The sequence below is a fragment of the Micromonospora sp. NPDC005324 genome (assembly GCF_040607155.1).
GTDB classification, from domain to species: domain Bacteria; phylum Actinomycetota; class Actinomycetes; order Mycobacteriales; family Micromonosporaceae; genus Micromonospora; species Micromonospora trifolii.
This window is the reverse complement of the sequence record NZ_JBEXGE010000001.1, coordinates 144,122-163,597: the sequence shown is the minus strand read 5'-3', so window position 1 is coordinate 163,597 and position 19,476 is coordinate 144,122. Positions and strand designations below refer to the sequence as shown.

Annotated in this window: 22 protein-coding genes; 8 read left to right on the top strand and 14 right to left on the bottom strand. The window is 73.2% G+C overall.

The window, feature by feature from the left end; all coding sequences use genetic code 11:
- Positions 1-11: 11 nt before the first annotated feature.
- Genes ABZS40_RS00825 through hisC form a run of 3 tightly spaced genes read left to right on the top strand, consistent with a single transcriptional unit; the run spans position 12 to position 2,285 of the window.
- The gene (locus tag ABZS40_RS00825) at positions 12-170 is read left to right on the top strand and encodes a hypothetical protein (RefSeq protein WP_354940241.1); all 159 of its coding nucleotides are present in this window, start codon (positions 12-14) and stop codon (positions 168-170) included.
- Positions 171-192: 22 nt separating this feature from the next.
- Positions 193-1,185: an RDD family protein gene (locus tag ABZS40_RS00820; RefSeq protein WP_354940238.1), complete on the top strand. Its 993-nt coding sequence runs from the start codon at positions 193-195 to the stop codon at positions 1,183-1,185.
- Entirely contained in the window at positions 1,182-2,285 is a 1,104-nt protein-coding gene (gene hisC, locus ABZS40_RS00815; RefSeq protein WP_354940235.1) for a histidinol-phosphate transaminase, read from the top strand. Before ABZS40_RS00820 ends, hisC begins: the two co-directional genes overlap by 4 nt.
- A gap of 18 nt (positions 2,286-2,303) precedes the next feature.
- On the opposite strand, the gene ABZS40_RS00810 is transcribed toward hisC, so the two are convergent.
- From ABZS40_RS00810 to ABZS40_RS00785, 6 genes are all read right to left on the bottom strand, one after another.
- The gene (locus ABZS40_RS00810; protein ID WP_354940232.1) at positions 2,304-2,666 is read right to left on the bottom strand and encodes an LPXTG cell wall anchor domain-containing protein; all 363 of its coding nucleotides are present in this window, start codon (positions 2,664-2,666) and stop codon (positions 2,304-2,306) included.
- Positions 2,667-2,767: 101 nt separating this feature from the next.
- Positions 2,768-4,024, bottom strand: a complete 1,257-nt coding sequence (locus ABZS40_RS00805) for a PQQ-binding-like beta-propeller repeat protein (RefSeq protein WP_354940229.1) — start codon at positions 4,022-4,024, stop codon at positions 2,768-2,770.
- A gap of 81 nt (positions 4,025-4,105) precedes the next feature.
- A complete protein-coding gene (locus ABZS40_RS00800) occupies positions 4,106-4,588 on the bottom strand; it encodes an SRPBCC family protein (protein ID WP_354940226.1) in 483 nt (160 codons plus the stop codon).
- Between the two features lie 144 nt (positions 4,589-4,732).
- Complete coding sequence (locus ABZS40_RS00795) at positions 4,733-4,942, bottom strand: DUF397 domain-containing protein (protein ID WP_354940223.1); 210 nt, start codon at positions 4,940-4,942, stop codon at positions 4,733-4,735.
- A gap of 167 nt (positions 4,943-5,109) precedes the next feature.
- Entirely contained in the window at positions 5,110-6,306 is a 1,197-nt protein-coding gene (fahA, locus tag ABZS40_RS00790; RefSeq protein ID WP_354940220.1) for a fumarylacetoacetase, read from the bottom strand.
- Positions 6,303-7,172 (bottom strand): hypothetical protein, encoded by an 870-nt coding sequence (locus ABZS40_RS00785; RefSeq protein WP_354940217.1) that lies wholly within the window; start codon positions 7,170-7,172, stop codon positions 6,303-6,305. The genes fahA and ABZS40_RS00785 overlap by 4 nt, the downstream gene beginning before the upstream one ends.
- 94 nt (positions 7,173-7,266) lie before the next feature.
- On the opposite strand from ABZS40_RS00785, the gene ABZS40_RS00780 reads away from it, so the two are divergent.
- Positions 7,267-8,433: a cupin domain-containing protein gene (locus tag ABZS40_RS00780; protein ID WP_354940214.1), complete on the top strand. Its 1,167-nt coding sequence runs from the start codon at positions 7,267-7,269 to the stop codon at positions 8,431-8,433.
- Here ABZS40_RS00780 and ABZS40_RS00775 read toward each other — a convergent pair.
- Genes ABZS40_RS00775 through ABZS40_RS00760 form a run of 4 tightly spaced genes read right to left on the bottom strand, consistent with a single transcriptional unit; the run spans position 8,430 to position 11,205 of the window.
- Complete coding sequence (locus ABZS40_RS00775; protein WP_354940211.1) at positions 8,430-9,458, bottom strand: tetratricopeptide repeat protein; 1,029 nt, start codon at positions 9,456-9,458, stop codon at positions 8,430-8,432. The two genes, ABZS40_RS00780 and ABZS40_RS00775, sit on opposite strands and share 4 nt — an antisense overlap.
- A 10-nt stretch (positions 9,459-9,468) precedes the next feature.
- Complete coding sequence (gene ispF / locus ABZS40_RS00770; RefSeq protein ID WP_354940839.1) at positions 9,469-9,954, bottom strand: 2-C-methyl-D-erythritol 2,4-cyclodiphosphate synthase; 486 nt, start codon at positions 9,952-9,954, stop codon at positions 9,469-9,471.
- A gap of 13 nt (positions 9,955-9,967) precedes the next feature.
- On the bottom strand, positions 9,968-10,663 hold the full coding sequence (ispD, locus tag ABZS40_RS00765; protein WP_354940208.1) for a 2-C-methyl-D-erythritol 4-phosphate cytidylyltransferase: 696 nt from the start codon (positions 10,661-10,663) through the stop codon (positions 9,968-9,970).
- Between the two features lie 56 nt (positions 10,664-10,719).
- Entirely contained in the window at positions 10,720-11,205 is a 486-nt protein-coding gene (locus ABZS40_RS00760; protein WP_354940205.1) for a CarD family transcriptional regulator, read from the bottom strand.
- A gap of 328 nt (positions 11,206-11,533) precedes the next feature.
- Here ABZS40_RS00760 and ABZS40_RS00755 point away from each other — a divergent pair, with 328 nt between their 5' ends.
- Positions 11,534-12,226, top strand: a complete 693-nt coding sequence (locus ABZS40_RS00755; protein ID WP_354940202.1) for a hypothetical protein — start codon at positions 11,534-11,536, stop codon at positions 12,224-12,226.
- A 10-nt stretch (positions 12,227-12,236) separates the two neighbouring features.
- Here ABZS40_RS00755 and ABZS40_RS00750 read toward each other — a convergent pair whose 3' ends face one another.
- The 4 genes from ABZS40_RS00750 to ABZS40_RS00735 form a co-directional block, all read right to left on the bottom strand.
- Complete coding sequence (locus ABZS40_RS00750) at positions 12,237-12,884, bottom strand: hypothetical protein (RefSeq protein ID WP_354940199.1); 648 nt, start codon at positions 12,882-12,884, stop codon at positions 12,237-12,239.
- 31 nt (positions 12,885-12,915) lie between these two features.
- Complete coding sequence (locus tag ABZS40_RS00745) at positions 12,916-13,965, bottom strand: type III polyketide synthase (RefSeq protein WP_354940196.1); 1,050 nt, start codon at positions 13,963-13,965, stop codon at positions 12,916-12,918.
- 94 nt (positions 13,966-14,059) lie between these two features.
- Entirely contained in the window at positions 14,060-15,226 is a 1,167-nt protein-coding gene (locus ABZS40_RS00740; RefSeq protein ID WP_354940193.1) for an acyl-CoA dehydrogenase family protein, read from the bottom strand.
- 40 nt (positions 15,227-15,266) lie between these two features.
- The gene (locus ABZS40_RS00735; RefSeq protein WP_354940190.1) at positions 15,267-16,040 is read right to left on the bottom strand and encodes a methyltransferase domain-containing protein; all 774 of its coding nucleotides are present in this window, start codon (positions 16,038-16,040) and stop codon (positions 15,267-15,269) included.
- On the opposite strand from ABZS40_RS00735, the gene ABZS40_RS00730 reads away from it, so the two are divergent.
- The 3 genes from ABZS40_RS00730 (at position 16,039) to radA (ending at position 19,386) form a co-directional block, all read left to right on the top strand.
- Positions 16,039-16,926, top strand: a complete 888-nt coding sequence (locus ABZS40_RS00730; RefSeq protein WP_354940187.1) for a UbiA family prenyltransferase — start codon at positions 16,039-16,041, stop codon at positions 16,924-16,926. The two genes, ABZS40_RS00735 and ABZS40_RS00730, sit on opposite strands and share 2 nt — an antisense overlap.
- A 140-nt stretch (positions 16,927-17,066) precedes the next feature.
- Entirely contained in the window at positions 17,067-17,843 is a 777-nt protein-coding gene (locus ABZS40_RS00725) for a hypothetical protein (RefSeq protein WP_354940184.1), read from the top strand.
- An 85-nt stretch (positions 17,844-17,928) separates the two neighbouring features.
- Positions 17,929-19,386: a DNA repair protein RadA gene (radA, locus tag ABZS40_RS00720; RefSeq protein WP_354940181.1), complete on the top strand. Its 1,458-nt coding sequence runs from the start codon at positions 17,929-17,931 to the stop codon at positions 19,384-19,386.
- Positions 19,387-19,476: the final 90 nt, after the last annotated feature.

Genomic DNA, 19,476 nt, shown 5'->3' with positions numbered 1-19,476 from the left:
CACTTGCGAGCGTGACGCAACCTTCGTCGTACCCGATGCCGCCGGCCGGTGGGCCCCCACCCACCGCCGGCGGCATCGCGCCGCAACCCGGCCCACACCCGCAGGGGTACGCCCCGCAGCACCGCCATACCGAGTTCGCGGCAACAGTCGTCGTTAAGGTGTCCCCGTGAGCAAGCGAAGCGGAGCGACGGCGTGAGCGTTCAACCTGGTTGGTACGTCGACCCCGCCGACACCGAGACCCGGCGTTACTGGGACGGCGAGGGCTGGCTCGGTGCGCCCATTTCCGTCGACGCGACTCCGCCGGACGGCCCGCCGCCGGCCGAGCCACCGCCCGCGCCGGTCACCCCGGCCGCGCCCGCGGCGTCCACGACCCCCGACTCGGCGACCGGGGCACCGGGCTGGTCGCCGCAGCAGGGCCCGCCCCCGGGGCACGGCCCGCAACCGGGACACGGCCCGGGCTGGGGACCACAGGCCGGCCCTCCCGGCTGGGGCCCGCAGGGCGGCCCGCCGGGCTGGACCCCGCCGGGTGCCCCTCCCGGCTGGGCGCCGTCGGCCGGCCACCCCGGCTGGCCCGGACGACCGCCCGAGCCGCGACCGCACGGTCTCAGGCTGGCCGGCTACGGCCGCCGGTTCGTCGCCCGGCTGATCGACTTCGGCCTGCTCTTCGCACTGAACGTGGTCGTCAACGGCTGGTTCGTCTGGCGCTGGGCGCAGGAGTGGGCGCCGTACTGGCAGGAGGTCTTCCGGCGCGCGTCGCGCGGCGACACCTCCGCCGACGGCCTTCCGATCCCCAGTGAGCAGGCAAGTTCTCTGCTGGTGGCGATCCTGCTGATCGCCACCGCGCTCTGGCTGGCCTACGAGGTGCCGACCATGGCCTCCGGCGGGCAGACCGTCGGCAAGCGGGTGATGCGGATCCGGGCGGTGCCGATGGCCGCCGACCAGCCGCTGGGCGTGCGCCGGGCGCTGAGCCGGTGGAGCACGATGGGCCTGCCGACTCTGCTCTGGTACTGCGCCGGGCTCGGCCTGGTGCTGCAACTGGTCGACGCTCTCTCCCCCCTCTTCGACCACCCCCTGCGTCAGGCGCTGCACGACAGGCGCGCGCAGACGGTGGTCGTCGAAGTCCCCCACCACACCGATACCGCCCCCTCGAACGACAGTAACCAGCCCCCGGGAGACACCCCATGACCGACTCCGGACGTCACCAGCCGGCGCTGCGGCTGACCCGCGTCGACCTGGACGCGCTGCCCAGCTACGTGCCGGGGCGCAGCCCCGCCGACCTGGCCCGGGAGTTGGGCCTGCCGGAGGCCATCAAGCTGGCCAGCAACGAGGTGCCGTACGGGCCGTTGCCCGGCGTGGTCGAGGCGGTCACCGAGGCGATCACCACCTCGCACCGCTACCCGGACATGGGCGTGGTCGCGCTGCGGGACGCGCTGGCCGAGCGGTACGGGGTGGACGCCGACCGGATCGCCACCGGATGCGGGTCGGTGGCGCTCGCCGAGCACCTGGTGCGGGCCACCTGCCTGCCGGGCGACGAGGTGCTCTACTCGTGGCGGTCCTTCGAGGCGTACCCGATCATCGTGGCGACCAGCGGCGCGACCAGCGTGCGGGTGCCCAACGACGCCGGGCACGGGCACGACCTGGCGGCGATGGCCGCGGCGGTGACCGACCGCACCCGCGTGATCTTCGTCTGCAACCCGAACAACCCCACGGGTACGGCGCTGCGCCGGGCCGAGTTGGACCGGTTCCTCGACGCGGTGCCGGACGACGTGCTGGTGGTGATCGACGAGGCGTACCGGGAGTTCGTCACCGACGCGAAGGTACCGGACGGTCTCGACTACCTGGACCGGCCCAACGTGGCGGTGTTGCGCACGCTGTCGAAGGCGTGGGGGCTCGCCGGGCTGCGGATGGGCTGGCTGGTTGCCCAGCCGGTGGTGGCCGCCGCCATCCGCAAGGTGGCGACCCCGTTCTCCAGCAGCACGGCAGCCCAGGCCGGGGCGCTCGCCGCGCTGACCCAGGTGACGGAGATGGAGCGCCGCTGCGCCCTGGTCGTCGCCGAGCGGGACCGGGTCACCGAGTCGCTGCGCAAGTTCGTGCCCGAGGTGCCGACGAGCCAGGCCAACTTCGTCTGGCTGCCGCTGGGCGAGCGGGCCGTGGCGTTCGGCAGGGCGTGCGAGGCGCGCGGCGTGATCGTGCGGCCGTTCGCCGGGGACGGGGTCCGGGTCACCATCGGCACCCCGGCCGAGAACGACGCGTTCCTGTCAGCGGCCGAGGCCGCGCTGGCCTGAGCACGACGCCGAGCCCGTTCAGCTCGGCCGGCTCCGGCGGGCGGCGAACCACCCGGCGACGATCAGGGCTGCGCCCAGCACGGCGAGGAGCAGCGCCGACCCGCCCGCCCCGGTGACCGGCAACTCGCCACCGTGGCTGGGTGTGGGTTGGGGCGGTGCCGTCGGTGTGGACGTGGGTGGCGGCTGGGTTGGGGGCGGGGTCGGCGACGCCGGCAGGATCTCGAAGGTGACGCCGGTGTCCGCCGACGGCTCGGCCCGGACGGCGCTGAACCCGCGCGCCGAGGCGGGGTCGGCGGCCAGCACCGGCGACACCGCCAACGCCAGACTCGCGGTGGCGGCGAGCGCGCCGCCCACGAGGTAGTTGGCTGCTGTCCTGGCCATGCGCCGACCCCTTCCACCGGAAACCTGAACCGTGAAAAACGTACCCTTTTGCGACAAAGGGAATGGAACGGTTCGGTGTTCCGCTGTCGAAGACGCCACGATCAGGTGGCGGCGAGGATCACCGTCTCTCCGGTGTAGTAGTAGCGCCGGTCGTCGCCGGTGGGATCCACCGGCTTGCGGAGCCGCTCGACAGCGACGAACCCGTCCTCGGCCGTCACCGCCCCGGGTGCCCAGCCGGTCCCGTCCGAGCCGACGTTGAGCGCGAAGCGGGACACCTGCCTACCGGTCACCGGATCCAGCGTCACCAGATCGTTCGCCTCGGTCAGCAGGTGCACCCGGCCAGGCTGCCCGGCCAGCACCCGGGCCGCGCCCAGGCTCGTGGACCGCCACAGCTCGCTGCCCGTACGCGCCGATCGACCCACCACGACCCCGTCGAGCACGGCGACGGACTGCTCACCGACCAGCGCGGCGCCGGCCGGGTCCAGCGCGGGGGCGGCGATCGGCGAACCGGGAGCCAACAGCCAACCCCGACCGCCCTCGTCGCCCGGCCCGGCGGTCCGCAGCCCCAGACAGTCCGACCCGCCGGTACGACAGCCGAGCGGGGTCACGACCAACCCGTCCGGGCCGCCCGGCGGGCGCCAACGCTCACGCACGGCACCCGTCGCCGCGTCGCGGAACTCGACGGTGGCCGCCCCGGCGCAGGTGTCCAGACCGATCAGCAGGCCGGTGGCGCTGGTGCCGACATCGCTACGGCACCTACCGGGCAGGTCGACCCGCCACAGCTCCCGGCCGCCGCTCAGCTCGACCCCACGCGCCTGGGAATCCCCGGTCACCACCAGCACGATCCGCCCGTCGGGGAGGTCGGTGAGCTGGAGCCCGGGCGCATCCCAGACGGCCGCCGCCCAGGTACGACGCGCCGGCGCCGTGCTCTCGACGGGCTCCGGGCCGTCGGTTCGCCAGAGCACCCCGCCGGTCCGGGCGTCGAGTGCGACGAGTTGCCCGTCGGACCAGCGGCTGACCACAGTGCTGCCGCTGGCCACCACCCCTGCCAGCTCCGCCGGCCACCGCCGGTACGACCAGTACGGGCTGGTCCGGTACCGCCCGTCGACCGGCCGGTCGGCGTAGACCTGGCGGTGTGCGGCGTACACCCGCAGTCTCCCGTCGACGATCAACGGGGCGACCGGCAACCGACCGATCACTCCGGCGGCCGGCCGGGCCGGGGCCGGATAGTCGGCCCGCGCCACAGTGCTCACCTCTGCCGGTGCGAGGACCCGGTGGACGATGACCGCGACGACCGCCGTCGCGAGCAGCGCCGCGACCGCGATCACGAGCCGTCGCCGGCCTCTCGGGAACCTCATGCCGCACCTCCGCCCGGCACCCTACCCAGCGGATTGGGGCCGACCCCCGTCAGGTCACGGCGAGGGCTGGCCGCCTGACGCTCAGGCGGCTTCGACGGAGCCGGTGGCGCCGGCCGCGACGGCAAGATCGGCGAGATCACGCCAGAGCGCCGCCTCGACCGCCCGTGCGGCGAGCCCGCCGAGCAGTAGCGCCACCACCCGACCGTACGGAGCGGTCGGCACCGCCTCCTGGGTCACGGTGATCGCCGTGCAGCCCCGACGACGGCGGCGGACCGGCCGCAGGCTCCAGGTGATCCGGTAGTCCGCGCCGGTGCCGGAGGAACAGAGCACCAGTCGCTGCGGTGCGAGGGCCTCGACCACCAGGAACTCTTCGGTCAGCGTGCCGCCGCCCGGCTGGACCCGTTCCTCGCGCCAGGAGGTGCCCGGCCCGAACGACCCCGGGGTGAGCACCTCGATGGGGCCGGCTGCGGTCAGCCTGGCCGCGCGGCCGGGCAGGTCGGTCAGCAGACGCCAGACGTCGACAGCGTGCGCCTCGATGATCCCGGTAATCGCCACCGTCGACATGCCACCCTCCCGTGTCCCCGACGGTACGCGGGGTGAGGGCCGGACGGGGCCCCCGGGACGGAATTCCCACCACCCGGGGGCCACGCTGTCCGATTGGCCGGTCGCTCCGGCACCAGTTGTCGTCGACCGGCGCCGAAGCGCCGGTCAGCGCTCGAAGCGACCGGCCCGAATCGCGCCGATGAACGCTGTCCACCCCGGCGGGCTGACCGCCAGTGTGGGACCGGACTGGTCCTTGGAGTCGCGGACTCCGACCAGACCGTGGACGTCGACCAGGTTGTCCGCCACCTCCACGCAGAGCCCCTGGTCGTTTGAACGGCTGCTGGTACGCCAGACCGCGCCCGCAAGATCGTGCATCGTCGTTACCTCCGTGTGCGTCGGGTTGTCCCACAGCTGCGGCCGGGCGTGAGCCCGGCCCGTGTGGGACGACTTGATCCGCGTGACCAACGGCGCAACGAGGGCTCTTGATCGCACCCGCTGTGCGATCAAGAGTCCCGTGGACGAGACGAATGGCGAGTGCCCGCTCAGCGGGCCGGACGAACCGTGCCGGACACCTCACCGAGGGCGATGGTGGTGCCGTCCGGGCCGGGGGCGGTGGCCGTGATGGTCACCGTGTCGCCGTCGTCGAGGAAGGTACGGCTCTCGTCGCCCACAGTGACCGGCTCGGCCCCGCCCCAGCTCAGTTCCAGGAAGGACCCGACCTGCCCGCGGTCCGGGCCGGAGACGGTCCCGGAGGCGTACAGGTCACCGGTACGCAGTGAAGCCCCGTTGACGGTGAGGTGCGCCAACTGCTGCGCGGGGGTCCAGTACATGGTGGCGAACGGGGGCTCGCTGACCTGGTCACCGTTCCACTCGACCGCCAGGCGCAGATCCAGGCCCAGGTGCGGCACGTCCCGCAGGTAGTCCACCACCGGCGGGTCCTGGTCGGGGGCTGGCACGAAGGCGTCGGCGAGGGCGTCCAGCGGCGTCACCCAGGCCGAGACCGAGGTGGCGAACGACTTGCCAAGGAAAGGGCCGAGCGGCTGGTACTCCCATGCCTGGATGTCCCGGGCCGACCAGTCGTTGACCAGCACCACCCCGAAGACGTGCTCGGCGAAGTCGTCCACGGAGACCCGATCGCCCAACGCGCTCGGTACCCCCACCACGAAGCCCACCTCGGCCTCAATGTCGAGGCGTACCGATGGGCCGGTGACCGGGCCCTCGGCGGAGGCCCGCTGCCCGGTCGGCCGGGTCACCGGCGTGCCGGAGACGACAACGGTGCCGGCCCGCCCGTGGTAGCCGATCGGCAGGTGCTTCCAGTTGGGCAGCAGCGGCGGCTGGCCGGGGCGGAAGATCTGCCCGACGTTCGCCGCGTGGTGAACGGATGAGTAGAAGTCGACGTAATCGGCCACCTTGATGGGGAGCAGCAGCTCCACGTCGGCGAGGGGCACCAGCAGCGGCTCCGCCGCGGCCCGGTGCGCCGGGTCGGTCAGCAGCTCGGTGAGCCGCTGCCGCACCGCCGTCCACTGCGGACGACCCAGGGCCATGAAGTCGTTGAGCACGGGCCGGCACAGCGTGCCGGCGGCCAGCACCAGCTCGGCGGCCTCCGCCGCCGCGAGGTCGAAGACCCAGGACCCGATGCGTACGCCGATCCGCGACGGACCCCCGTTCTGCCTGAACACCCCGTACGGCAGGTTCGTCACCCCGTACGGCGAACCGTCGGCGCCGGTTACCCAGGTCATGCGTCGTAGCCCCCGTTCACCAGCCCAAGCCGGATCAGATCGGTCAGTGGTTCCAGGATGCTGCACGAGCCGAAGCCCACCCACAGGGGGCGAGGCCCGTCCAGCCGCGCCGTCGTGCGCTGCACCAGGGGACGCGGGTCGACAACTGTCAGCAACTCGGCGACCGAGCGCACACCGTCACCGTCGGCGGCGGCCAGGGTCGCGGCCAGCACGTTGGCGTAGCCGTGGTGGGTGAACCCGGTCTCCGGGTCCAGGTGTCGGATCGCCTGGTGCAGCCCGGCGGTGAGCTTGAACGGCAGGACCCGGTCCCGGCAGGCGCAGATCACCGTGGCCAGCTCGGTCGGGGTGGGGAAGAGTTCGGCGGCCAGGCCACCGGTGCGGAACTTGGCAGCGATCGGCATCCCGTCGGCCCGGGCGGCGACGAGCGCGTCCAGTGCGGCCATCAGCCCGAAGGTCAGCGGCAGTTCCGCGTAGACGGCCTCCACGCCCGGCAGCTCGTCGGTCAGCCGCAGCAACTCGGCGATGCCGGGCAGCGGGTCCTCGCCGCGCTTGGCGACCGCCACCTCGACCTGACGCGCGGTGACGCCGTCGGGGGCGAGGAACGACAGCGCGAACGGCAGGTTCCCGATCCCGGTGTCACCGATCACGCCGACCACCAGGCCCTCGCCCGGGTCGACGAGACCGCTGAGCTCACCGGCGGCCACGTCCGACGCGGGGATCAGCAGCGGGCCGACCAGGTCGGTGTACCAGGCGGCGCGGTGCTGGCGGTGGGCGGCCAGGGCGTCGGGCAGCGCGGCGCTGCCCGGTGGGAAGACGGCGGCGTCGTCCACCAGGCCGTCCAGGAGTGCGGGCACCTGCGTTGACACGGAACAAGAATGTACGGGACGCTACGAGGAACGGACAACAGCGTCCGACTATCGGACGCCTTCGGCCGGTGAACGGGACCTATCGGGAGGCGAGATGCCGTATTACCGCAGCGTCGGCGAGGTGCCGCGCAAGCGCCACACCCAGTTCCGGCAGCCCGACGGCAGCCTCTACGCCGAGGAGCTGATGGGCCAGGAGGGCTTCTCCTCCGACTCGTCCCTGCTCTACCACCGGCACGCGCCCACAGCGATCCTGGCCGCCGACGAGTTCACCCCGCCCGCGTTCACCCGGGCGCCGAACCTGCCGCTCAAGCCTCGCCACCTGCGCACCCACAAACTGGACACCGGCGGTTCCGACCCCATCCTCGGCCGGCAGTACCTGCTCGCCAACGACGACGTACGGATCGGCTACGTCCTCGCCGACCGGCCCTCACCGTTGTTCCGCGACGCCACCGGCGACCACTGCCTCTACGTCGAGTCCGGCACCCTGCGGGTCGAGTCCCCGTTCGGGGTGCTGGACGCGGTCGCCGGCGACTACGTCGTCATTCCCACGTCGACCATCCACCGGCTGGTGCCCACCGGCGACCAGCCCGTCCGGCTGCTCGCCGTCGAGGCCTCCGGGCACATCGGCCCGCCCAAGCGCTACCTCTCCGTACGCGGCCAGTTCCTGGAGCACTCGCCGTACTGCGAGCGGGACGTCCGCGGCCCCGACGCTCCGCTGCTGGTCGACGGCGAGGAGGTCGAGGTGCTGGTCCGGCACCGGCGCGGATGGACTCGCTACGTCTACGCCCACCATCCGTTCGGCGTGGTCGGCTGGGACGGGCACCTCTACCCGTGGGCGTTCTCCATCCACGACTTCGAGCCGATCACCGGCCGCATCCACCAGCCCCCACCGGTGCACCAGACCTTCCAGGGGCCCAACTTCGTGATCTGCTCGTTCGTGCCCCGCAAGGTCGACTACCACCCGCAGTCGATCCCGGTGCCGTACAACCACCACAACGTCGACTCCGACGAGATGCTCTTCTACACCGGGGGCAACTACGAGGCGCGGCGCGGCTCCGGCATCGAGCAGGGCTCGATCTCCCTGCACCCGTCCGGTTTCACCCACGGCCCCCAGCCGGGTGCCGCCGAGCGTTCCATCGGCGTTGACTACTTCGACGAACTGGCCGTCATGGTCGACACCTTCCGCCCACTGGATCTCTGCGACGCAGCCGGCGCCTGCGAAGACGAGGGGTACGCCTGGACCTGGGCGCGTTCTGTCTAGCGGATGGCGGTTCTGGTGAAGACGGCGAATTCGGCCACCGCCGTGACGGCGATGGCCAGCACCAGGGGCCACGGGGAGCCGACCATGGCGTACACCAGCAGCAGCAGCGGCGCGGCGGCCACGGCGTAGATGGCCAGGGCCATCGCCCGGTCCGAGTGCAGCAGGGTGGGCAGGACGGTCCGGGTCAGCCCGGGCAGCCGGGCCGCGAGCTGCCAGACGACGACCCCGCCGGTGAGCGCGGCGAGCACCGCCAGGACGCGGGAGAACCCGTCGCTCGCCGACGCCGCGAACGCGACCAGCACCGCCGCGACCAGCGACCAGCCCGCGCCGTAGAGCACCAGGCGGTGCAGCCCGTACGCGAGGGTTCGTGGTGAGTCGATCCGGCTCGGGCTGACCGTCACCGCCTCGGCGACGTGCTCCAACGCCTCCGACCAACGGCGCTGCTCCAGCCGCATGACACCCACGTCGTGGCCGGCCCCGCCGATCCGCGGATCGAGCCGCAGCGCCTCGCGGTAGGCCCGCTCGGCCAGGTCGAACAGGTCCAGGCGGGCGGCGACCAGGCTGAGCACCAGGTGCGCCTGCGGCTCCCGCGGGGCCAACTCGACACCGCGCCAGGCCGCGTTCAGAGCCGGCTGACCATTGCGGGCGCCGGCCAGGATCGCCGCCGCGCTCCGCTGGGCGTACGCGTCGGCCGGGCCGAGGGCGAGGATCCGGTCGGCGGTGGCCGCCGACTCGCTGTAGCGCTCCAGGTCGGCCAGGGCCATGCCCCTGGCGACCAGCGGCGGCAGAGCCTCCGGCGCGGCGGCCACTGCCGTGTCGGCGGCGGTGAGCGCCTCGGCGGGGCGGTCGGCGGCCAGGTGCACCCGGGCCAGCATGGTGAGCGCGTCCACGTCTTCCGGCTGAAGGGCCAACCCGTAGGCCAACTCCCCGGCCGCCTCGTCGTAGCGGCCGAGTTCGGCGAGGAGTTGGGCCCGCTGGACGTAGCCGTCGGCGGCGGACTGGTCGGGGGTGGGGTCGCTGGACATCGCGGCGAGCTTAGGCGGCCGGCGCGTCGTACACCAGGGCCACAGCGACCCCGGCCAAGCCTTCCTCACGGCCGGCGAAGCCGAGCCCGTCGGTGGTCGCCGCCGAGACGGTGACCGGGGCGCCGACCGCGGCGGAGAGGACGTCCTGCGCCTCCGCACGGCGCCGGCCGATCTTGGGGCGGTTGCCGATGACCTGGACGGACACGTTGCCGATCTCCAGGCCGGCGGCCCGCACCCGGCGGGCCGTCTCGGTCAGCAGCGCCACCCCGGACGCGCCGGCCCACTCCGGCTGGCCCACCCCGAAGGCGGAACCGAGATCACCGAGACCGGCGGCGGAGAGCAGCGCGTTGCAGGCGGCGTGCGCGGCCACGTCGGCGTCCGAGTGCCCGGCGAGACCGTCCTGGTCGGGCCAGAGCAGCCCGGCCACCCAGCAGGGCCGGCCCGGCGCGAACGCGTGCACGTCGGTGCCGATGGCCACCCGGGGAACGATCATGATCAGAGGGTACGCGTCACCCGGCCGCGGCAAGCAGATGCTCGGCCAGAGCCAGGTCGAACGGTCGGGTGATTTTCACTGCGTACTCCGAGCCGGGCACGCAGCTCACCGCGACGCCCTGCTTCTCGACCAGCCCGGCGTCGTCGGTGAGGGAGTCACCGGCGGCGGCGTGGGCGGCGCTGAGCACGGCCCGACGGAAACCCTGCGGGGTCTGCACCGCACGCAGGGCGGACCGGTCGACGGTGCCGAGCACCACCTCGTCGGCGCCGACTTCCTTGATCGTGTCGACGACCGGCAGGACCGGGATCACCGCGTCACGCCCGCCACGGACCGCCGCCGCGACGGATTCGACCAGCTCGGGTGGGGTGAGCGCCCGGGCGGCATCGTGCACCAGGACGATCGTCGGGCCGGCGGGCACCGCGGCCAGCGCTGCGGCCACCGACGCCTGTCGTTCCGCTCCGCCGGGCACCACGGTCACCGGTGCGACCGGAGCCAACATCTCGCGGACGGCCTGCACCTCGGCGGCCGGCGCGGCCACCACGATCGTGTGCACGGACGGCGCGGCGGCCAGTCGACGCACTGCGTGCACCAACAGCGGTTCACCGGCGAGCAGGCGCAGCGCCTTGGGTCGGCCGGGGCCGAGCCGTACGCCGGCACCCGCCGCAGGCACAAGGACCGCGACGTCACCGCGCGGGTTGAGCTGCGCGGTCACGTCGCGGTCCTTGGTGGTTTCTTCACAATGAAGTGGGTACGACGATGCTGTGCGGACTAGGCCTCGGTGAGGACCTTGTCGAGCAGCGACTCCGCCTCGTCCTTGGTGCTCTTCTCGGCCAGCGCGACCTCGCCGACGAGAATGTCACGGGCCTTGGCGAGCATCCGCTTCTCGCCCGCAGAGAGGCCCCGCTCCCGCTCCCGGCGCCACAGGTCACGCACGACCTCGGCGACCTTCAGCGGGTTGCCGGAAGCCAACTTTTCCAAATTGGCCTTGTAACGCCGCGACCAGTTGGTCGGCTCCTCGGTGTGCGGAGCCCGGAGAACGTCGAAGACCAGGCCGAGGCCTTCTTCGCCGACCACCTCGCGCACGCCCACGATCTCGGCGTTCTCGGCCGGCACCCGGACCGTCAGGTCACCCTGCGCAACCCTCAGGACGAGGTATTTCTTAGGCTCGCCCTTGATGATCCGAGTCTCGATTGCCTCGATGAGTGCGGCCCCGTGGTGGGGGTAGACAACGGTCTCGCCGACACTGAAAACCATAGGTTCGAAACCCCTTTCGCTGTGTCTAGGGTAACACGGTCAGGCACTGATGTCTCTCCGATGTCCTGACCATTGGCGCAGCTCAGGGGCCCTGTGAGAGGTCTTGCTTCAGCTTGACAGGCGGTCAAACCAATGGTTCGAACACGCTCCGTAACGCACAAATGACTGCCCGGTACGGGTGAACAGAACGTCGAGATCAAGGGCTATGCGCTCCTCCCATGGTAGCCCGGCCAGCGGAACCGCGCCCAGATGTAGCGGGAGGAGCCCCTGGTGCGCGACCCTGGAGACCGAGCCGCACTCCGCTCTCGAGACGCTTCCAGGAGGTCCGATGGGCAAGCCGGACGCAGAGGGTCACGGGTCGGCCGACGGCCTGCCCGGCCTTCCGCCCGAATGGGGCCGCGTGGTGGTTCCCGACGACGCTTCCGCGCTGGCCGCCGAGGCCAGCCAGGTCCGCCGTGAGCTGCGCCGGACCCGCGGACTCCCGGGCGGTCACCGGGCTCTGGGCCTGCCGCTGCTGGTCCTGCTGGTAGCGGTCCTCACCACGCTGGCCGGCCTGCTGGTGGTCACCTGGCCCCGCGCCAACCGCGGCACCGACCGGCCGGCCCCGGCCCCCTACGCGCCACCCGCGACCCTCGTCGGTCAGGCGCTGCCCGCACTGGACCTGGTCGACGCGGACGACGCGACAGTGCCACTGCGCGGCCTGCTACCCGCCATGATCATCCTGTTGGACGGCTGCCCCTGCCCGGACCGGGTCACCGACGCCCTTGCGGCAGCCCCTGCCGGCGTCTCAGTGGTCACCGTCACCGGGGGGCGGACGGCCCCGGCCGGGCCCACCATCGGGCGGCAGGCCCGCGCCCTGGCCGACCCCGCCGGAGGGCTCCGCTCGTTCCTCGGTCAACCGGCCCGCCCCGGCGCCGCCACCGCCCTGCTGGTCGATCGAGCCGGCATCGTGACCCGGGTGCTGCCCGCGCTGGGCACCAGCGACTCCTACCGGGGCGACCTGAGCGCCCTGGCCGCCTGACCCGCCGCGCCTAGCGGGGCAGCGCGACGAGCTGCGCCTGGATGTCGATGGGCCGGTCGACGGCCGTCAGCGACACCCGGAACGGCCCGCCACCGGGCAGCACCTCGGCAGTGGCGATCGTGCCGTCGCAGTCGATGCGCGGCCGGCCGACGATCTCGGCCCCGGTGCTCGTCACCGCCATCGTGCCGGGACGGGTGCACCGGTACTGGAGCAGGTAGCGGGCACCGTCGTTGCCGGCCTGCCGGGTCAGCCCCTGGCCGGGAGCGAGCTCACGCTCCTCCCGCCAGATCGTCTCGTTGAACGGGGGCAGGTCACCTGCGGGGAAGAGAACCGCGGGATCGCCCTCGATGTCGCTGATCGAGCCCGTCGCCGGGTCGACCACCGCCCACGGGCGGCTCTCCACCCGGATGACCGCGCCGGTTTTGGGGTCCATCCGCGCCGTGATCCGCTCGTCAGGCTCCTCCGGCAGGAGAAAACGTTCAATTGGGGTGCTGCCGCTCGGCCCGACCGATGGCACCGCCGCCGCCGAAGGGACAGCCGCCCAGGCCGTCGACGCGGGCGCGGCAGCACGCCACCACCAGCCACCGACGGCCAGGACGACCGCCGCAGCACCAAACAGCACCACCGAGCGCAGCCGGTCGTCCGCCGTCGCATCCACCCCGCGAGCGTACCGGCCGGGCCGACGCGGTTCAGTCCTGTCGATCGAGCAGGGCGGCGTACAGGGTGAGGCCTGGGCCGAAGGCCAGCATGACGATGCGCCGGGCCGCCGGTGTCGCCCGACCCAACCGGTCCAGGATCAGCAGCACTGTCGGCGACGAGCAGTTGCCGTGCTCGTCCAGCGTCGCCCGGGACGCCGCCAGCCCCAGCGGGGGCAACGCCAGCTCCCGCTCGACCACGTTGAGGATCCGCGGCCCGCCCGGGTGCACCGCCCAACCGTCCACCTCGGAACTGGAGACACCGTGCCGGGCCAAGAGATCGTCGACCAGCCCGCGGACGTGCCTCGACAGCACCTGCGGCACCTTCGGCGACAGCCCCATCCGGAACCCCGTGTCGGTGACGTCCCAGCTCATGTGGTCGGCGGTCGAGGTGTCGGTGACGGCGGTGACCTCGCGCACCGCGTACCCCGAGCCGCCCGGCACGACCACGGCGGCGACCGCCGCGTCCGAGAAGAGCGCGTGGGAGACGATCTGCTGGGTGTCCACCCGGGCGCTGGACGGCTGGATGTGCAGGCTGGTCAGCTCCGCGCAGAGCAGTAGCGCCGGCCGCCCCCGGGCGGTGACGAAATCACTTGCCGCGCCGAGGCCGGGCAACGCCGCGTAACAGCCCATGTGGCCGATGAACATCCGCTGGGTGTCCGCAGCCATGCCCAGGTCCCGGGCGAGCAGGATGTCCAGTCCGGGGGTGGCGTACCCGGTGCAGGAGCAGACGACGAACAGCCCGATGTCGCCGGCGCTCAGCCCGGCCGCTGTCAACGCCCGGCCCACCGCCTCCTTGCCCAGCGGCAGCGCCTCCACCTGGTAGCGGCGCATCCGGCGCTCGGTCGGCCAGTCCGAGACGTCCTCCAGCAGCGGGTTGACCGCGGCCTGCCGCCGGGTCACCCCCGAGTTGGCGAAGATTCGCTGGGCCAACGACCGGGTGGTTCCGGTGAAGTGCCGGGAGAAGAAGCCCTCCCACAAATCGTCCTGCGAAGCGGACGGCGGCTGCGCTGTCCCGAGCCCCGCGATCACTGGTACGGACACGATCCCCACCTCTCGTCAGATGCTGTCCTCCCCCTGGCCGTCCCACCAGCCACCTCGGCTGGTCGTCCTTCCGTGCGCGCCCGGTGCGGCGGGCTCACCAACGCGGTGCCGATCCGTCACGATCCGGGTCGCCGCCCAGCGTGGCAATGCCGAGCCAGTCGGCGCAGACATCCGACGTGGCCGGATGAAGTGAGCCGCAGCGGGCGTCGCGGTAGAGCCGCTCCAACGGATGACCACGGCGGGTTGCCGAGGTGCCCGCCGCCTCCAGCACCGACGCCGCCACCTCGGCGGCAGTGGTGCCGGCGAGCAGCTTCGCCCGCCACACCCAGCGGTTGGTCTCCTCGTCACCGGGCGCCTCGTCCACCCGGCGGGCCGCCTCGGCCACCACCAGCTGCGCGGCGGCCGTCGCCGCGTCCGCCCGACCCAGCCGGGCCCGCACCGCCGGCAGACCGGCCAGGTTGCGGGCGTTGAGGTGCTCGGCCGCCGCGTCGATCGCCGCGCGAGCCACCCCCACGTAGACGGCCGCGTAGCTGGCGACCAGCCAGTGCGGCATCAGCTGGGCCACCACCAGCGCCAGCCCCTCCACCCCACCCAGCAGCCGGTCGGCGGGCACTGTGACGTCCAGGTGCAGGTCGTGCGAGGAGGTGGCGCGCATGCCGAGCGAGTCCCAGGTCGGCTCCACAGTCAACCCGTCGCCGGCCGGCACCAGGAACTGTGAGACCACCGACTGGTCGGCCGCGCTGCGCGCCGCCACCAGATAGCCGTCCGCGTGCCCGGCGCCGGAGCAGAAGGTCTTGCTGCCCTTGAGATGCCAGCCGCCGTCGATCGGCTCGTACGCCGTGGTCAGCTGGGACAGCCGCGCGCCCGCGCCACGCTCGCTCATCGCGACCGCGTACCAGGAGCCCTGGGCCGCCGCGCTGAGCAGCCGGTCGCGGGCGACCAGCGCCTCGTCCGGTACGCCCAGCGCCTCGGCCAGCTCCTCGGTGACCGCCCCCAGCGCGCCGGTCACCGAGGCGTGCATGTTGAACACCAGGGCGGTAGCACCGTTGCCCCGGGCAAGCTCAGTGGCCACCGCGGCGTACTCGGCGAACGTGGCGCCCAGACCGCCGAGCGCCCTGGGCACCATCAGCCCGAACAGGCCGGCCTCACGCAGGTCGGCGAAGTCGTCCACGGGGAAGGAACCATCCCGGTCGTGCTCGGCCGCCCGCGCGGCGAACCGCGGCGCCAACCGGCGTGCTGCCTCAAGCGCGTGCACCGTCATCTCGTTCCTCCTCGGCGTTCCATACCCCGCCACGGCCGGACTATCCTTTGCGGACCCCCCGGCCCTGGTAGAGCACGGCGGTGGAGCGGGTCGGCACGATGCGCGGCGCGCGACCGGCGGGCACCGCACCGGCCGATCGGCTCGCGCGGGCGCGGCGCAGCAGCCAGGCGAGCATGCCGCCGACCTGCGGGCGGATGCCCCGCAGACTCAGGTCGACCCCGTGTCGGGCGCACTCGGCCACCAGCGCCCGCGCGTCCACGAACAACTGCGGATCGTGGATGCCACGGGGCACCGTCGGCAGCCGCTCGGCGATCCGGACCGCGACGAGCCGGGCCACCGCCGTGTCGTTGAGGGTGTCCAGCACCAGCACGCCGCCGGGGCGCAGCAGCCGACACGCCTCGGCCACCGCGCGCGGCCAGGCCGGCACGTGCTCCAGCAACTCGCCCGCCGAGACGACGTCGGCGCAGCCGTCGGGCAGCGGGACCGCTGTGGCGTCGCCCTGGACCACCCGCACCCCGTGCTCGGCCGCCTGGACCAGCGCCGAGCGGGTCAGATCAACGCCGACGTGGCGGTAGCCCTTGCCGGCCAGGTGTGGCGCGAGCAGGCCGGCGCCGCATCCCAGATCGGCGAGCAACGCGTCCGGACGGGTGGCCGGCGGCACCAGCGCGGCACGGGCCTCGGCCAGCCAGTGCAGCATCGCGAACGCGCCATCGGGCCGCCACCACTCACCGGCCAGATCGTCGTACTGACGCGGATCGTTTCGCGGCAGCACCCTCGGACCGGTCGGCGCCCCGGCCGCAGCCACGTCTCGCATGGAACCGAGCGTGGCACGACTGCTCGGTAACGACCAGACTTCCCTTATGTCGTCGAGGGTGTTAGGGCTGGTCAGAGCGAGCCATCCGGAACCGGCCGCAGCGGTGACCACGGTGGCCGGTCTGCTGGCCTGGGGAGTGGGCCACCGGCCGGCCGGAATCGTCTCGGTGGTGCTCGCCGTGCTGGCCAGCCAGCTCGCCGTCGGCTGGACCAACGACGCGCTGGACGCCGAGCGGGACGCCACTGTGGGGCGTACCGACAAACCGGTCGCCAGTGGCGCGGTCGGTCGACGCGTCACGGCCTGGGCCGCCGCGGCGGCCGCGGTGGCCTGCCCGCTGCTGGCGCTGACCACGAACCCGGTGGCGGCGTTCTGGCTGACACTCGCCCTGGTCTCCGCCCTGCTCTACGACTGGCCGCTCAAGGCGACCGCGTTCTCGGTGCTGCCCTACGCCGTGTCGTTCGGCGCGCTGCCCGCCTTCGTGGTGCTGGCGCTGCCCGGCCAGCCGGCCCCGCCGGTCTGGCTGGTGACGGCGGCGGCCTGCCTGGGCGCCGGCGCGCACTTCGCCAACGTGCTGCCCGACCTGGCCGACGACGCCCGCACCGGTGTGCGCGGCCTGCCGCACCGGCTGGGCGCCGCCGGCAGCCGGGTGGCCGCGGCGGGTCTCCTCCTCGCGGCGACCGCGACCCTGGTCCTCGGACCACAGGGGCCGCCGTCGGCGATCGGCTGGGCGGCGGTCGGCACGGCCGCCGTGGTGCCGCCGCTGAGCTGGTACGCCGGGCGCTCGGCGATCCGGGCCGGCCGGCGACCGGTGGCGGCCTTCCGGGCGGTGATGCTGGTGGCCCTGATCGACGTGGTTCTGCTGGTGGCGAGCGGCCGGGTGGTGTGAACGCCACCCGGGCAGGTGGCATTGCCGGGTCCGTGTGCGGGCCTCGATCAGTCCCAACTACCCTGGAGCGCGGTCTGCGCGGGTATGGCCACCGTGCCCGGCGTACGGCCCGGGTGGGGATTGTGACGAGGAGGACCGACGTGACGCGCTCGATCAGGGGATCCCGGCGGGCGGCCCTGTTGCTGTCCGGGATTGCGGCGGCCAGCCTGCTGGCTTCCGGATGCGGCACCGGTCAGATCGCCGAGACCGCCTTGAAGGAGCCGTCGGTCCAGGGCGTCAGCCTCACGACCAGCAACGGTTCCTTCTCGGTGCGAGGCCTGCTCGTGGACTTTCCGGGCACCGAGGGTTACAAGGCCGGCCAGGACGCCGGGCTCGGCGCGGTGATCTACAACGACTCCAAGGAGACGGTGACTGTCACCGTCACCACGGAGAGCGCCCGCGAGGTGGTGATCAGCGGCGGCTCGGCGAGCCCGTCGCCGTCCGCCTCGGAGTCCGCCTCCATGAGCCCGTCGCCGTCCGGCTCGGCCAGCCCGTCGAACTCGACGTCCGGATCGCCGACCCCGTCGGTGACGCCCTCCGAGACCGGGTCGTCCTCGGCCACCCCGTCCGCACCGGAGTCGGCGCGGGCGTCCGGTTCGGCCAGCCCCTCCGCCCCGGGTCAGCCGGCCCGGATCGAGCTGGCGCCGCTGAGCTACATCCAGTTCAACTCCGAGGCCACCACGCAGCTCCGGCTGATCGGCCTGACCGAGGCCCTGCGCTCCGGCCAGAACGTCGTCGTGACCTTCGACTTCGGCAACGGCAACACGGTCACCGGCCAGGCGCCGGTCGCGGTGCCGCTCACCCCGGCGGCCCCTCCGTCGCCGATCATCGAGCGCGAGGGCGGCTACGAGGACGAGGGCGGCACCACCCACGAGTGACAGGACCCGCACATCGACAAACGCCCCGGCGTGGTGACCACCACGCCGGGGTGTTTTCGTCGTACGCGAGGGCTAGCGTCCTGATGTGACCACCTCCCGATCGACCCCTCCGCGCGGCGCCACGGCCGGTGCCGCCCGTGGCCGGTCCGCCGCCCGCGATCCGCGTCCGGCCTACCAGTGCGACGCCTGCGGGCACCAGCCGCCCAAATGGGTGGGGCGCTGCCCGGAGTGCGGCGAGTGGGGCGCTGTGGTCGAGAGCACTGTCACCGGCCCGACCGTCGCCGGTCGGGTGGTCAGCTCCCGGATGCCGTCCGAGCCGGCCCGGCCGATCGCCACCATCAGCGCCGCCCCGGCCCGCGCCGTGCCCACCGGGGTGAGCGAGCTCGACCGGGTGCTCGGCGGTGGCCTGGTCCCCGGTGCCGTGGTGTTGCTCGCTGGCGAGCCCGGCGTGGGCAAGTCGACCCTCCTGCTGGATGTGGCGCAGCAGTGGGCGGTCGGTGCCGGCAGCCCTTCGCTGGTGGTCAGCGGCGAAGAGTCGGTCAGTCAGGTGCGCCTGCGCGCCGAGCGGATGGGCACCCTGCACGAGCAGCTCTACCTCGCTGCGGAGAGCGACCTGGGCTCGGTGCTCGGTCACCTCGACGCGGTCAAGCCGGGCCTGTTGGTGCTCGACTCGGTGCAGACCATCTCGACCACCGGCACCGAGGGGGTGCCCGGTGGGGTGACCCAGGTCCGCGCGGTCACCGCCGCGCTGGTCTCGGTCGCCAAGGAACGGGGCATCGCCACCGTGCTGGTCGGGCACGTCACCAAGGACGGCCAGGTGGCCGGGCCTCGGGTGCTGGAGCACCTGGTCGATGTGGTGCTGTACTTCGAGGGCGACAAGCACTCGTCGCTGCGCCTGGTGCGCGGCGTGAAGAACAGGTTCGGCGCGGCCGACGAGGTCGGCTGCTTCGAGATGCACGAGGGCGGCATCAGCAGCCTGGCCGACCCGTCCGGGCTGTTCCTGACCCGCTACGCGGAGCCGGTCCCGGGCACCTGCGTGACAGTGGCCATGGAGGGGCGACGGGCCCTGGTCACCGAGGTGCAGGCGCTGATCGGCGCGACAGTGGCGGGCTCTCCCCGACGCACCGTGTCCGGCCTCGACTCGGCGCGACTGGCGATGGTGCTCGCGGTGCTGCAACGGCGCACCGAGCGGCTGACCCTGCACGACCGGGAGGTCTTCGCCGCCACAGTGGGCGGGATCCGGGTGGTGGAGCCGGCCGCCGACCTGGCGGTGGCGCTGGCGGTCGCCTCCGGCGGGCTCAACCTGGCGATCGCGCCGCACCTGGTGGCGATCGGCGAGGTGGGGCTGACCGGCGAGGTGCGCCGGGTCGGGGCGGTGCCGCGCCGGCTGGCCGAGGCCGCCCGGCTGGGGTTCAAGGTGGCCCTGGTGCCGCCGGGCTGCGGCCCGGCCAGCACCGGCGCCGGTCCCGGGCAGATGCAGGTGACCGAGGTCACCGACGTCCGTTCGGCACTGCACCATGCGGCCCGCGCGTCCGCCGAGTGACCCACCGGGCCGACGAGGGCGGCGAAACCGGACAGCACGTCGCAAGCGGGAAACGCTGGAAAGGGCGGCATCGTGACACATCACAGTAAC

Coding starts and splice junctions, on each gene's coding strand:
- ABZS40_RS00780 (WP_354940214.1), top strand. CDS start 7,267: ATGCCGTATTACCGCAGCGTCGGCGAGGTGCCGCGCAAGCGCCACACC.
- ABZS40_RS00775 (WP_354940211.1), bottom strand. CDS start 9,458: ATGTCCAGCGACCCCACCCCCGACCAGTCCGCCGCCGACGGCTACGTC.
- ABZS40_RS00795 (WP_354940223.1), bottom strand. CDS start 4,942: ATGCACGATCTTGCGGGCGCGGTCTGGCGTACCAGCAGCCGTTCAAAC.
- ABZS40_RS00735 (WP_354940190.1), bottom strand. CDS start 16,040: ATGCGAGACGTGGCTGCGGCCGGGGCGCCGACCGGTCCGAGGGTGCTG.
- ABZS40_RS00805 (WP_354940229.1), bottom strand. CDS start 4,024: ATGAGGTTCCCGAGAGGCCGGCGACGGCTCGTGATCGCGGTCGCGGCG.
- hisC (WP_354940235.1), top strand. CDS start 1,182: ATGACCGACTCCGGACGTCACCAGCCGGCGCTGCGGCTGACCCGCGTC.
- ABZS40_RS00730 (WP_354940187.1), top strand. CDS start 16,039: ATGGAACCGAGCGTGGCACGACTGCTCGGTAACGACCAGACTTCCCTT.
- ABZS40_RS00810 (WP_354940232.1), bottom strand. CDS start 2,666: ATGGCCAGGACAGCAGCCAACTACCTCGTGGGCGGCGCGCTCGCCGCC.
- ABZS40_RS00740 (WP_354940193.1), bottom strand. CDS start 15,226: ATGACGGTGCACGCGCTTGAGGCAGCACGCCGGTTGGCGCCGCGGTTC.
- ABZS40_RS00800 (WP_354940226.1), bottom strand. CDS start 4,588: ATGTCGACGGTGGCGATTACCGGGATCATCGAGGCGCACGCTGTCGAC.
- ABZS40_RS00760 (WP_354940205.1), bottom strand. CDS start 11,205: ATGGTTTTCAGTGTCGGCGAGACCGTTGTCTACCCCCACCACGGGGCC.
- fahA (WP_354940220.1), bottom strand. CDS start 6,306: ATGACCTGGGTAACCGGCGCCGACGGTTCGCCGTACGGGGTGACGAAC.
- ABZS40_RS00755 (WP_354940202.1), top strand. CDS start 11,534: ATGGGCAAGCCGGACGCAGAGGGTCACGGGTCGGCCGACGGCCTGCCC.